The sequence below is a fragment of the Collinsella sp. AM20-15AC genome, from assembly GCF_003471405.1.
Classification (GTDB): domain Bacteria; phylum Actinomycetota; class Coriobacteriia; order Coriobacteriales; family Coriobacteriaceae; genus Collinsella.
Map to the genome: position 1 here is coordinate 566 of NZ_QRJA01000070.1, position 236 is coordinate 801.

1 pseudogene is annotated in these 236 nt (G+C 75.0%); it reads right to left on the bottom strand.

What is annotated here, in order from left to right:
- Nucleotides 1-236 (bottom strand): annotated as a pseudogene (locus DW233_RS10505) (IS30 family transposase); the annotation flags it as partial.

Below are 236 nucleotides of genomic sequence, written 5' to 3' on the forward strand. Positions count from 1 at the left end.
CTGCTGGGGCGGTGCAGCAGCGTGAGCAGGCAGGCGCCGTCCTCCCGGGCCCCCTCGACGGTGCCCATCTCCCAGGCCGCGGCGCACGCGTCCTCGCCGAGGGCGAGGAACGCGGCGTGCGACCTGCGGGGCGAGTGCGGCGTCGACCTCTTCGGGGCCCGGTGCGACCTGGGCCTGTAGCCGACCTTCCGCCTGAGCTCCATGTTGGTCATGCCGTCGTAGCCCGCCGCGACCCA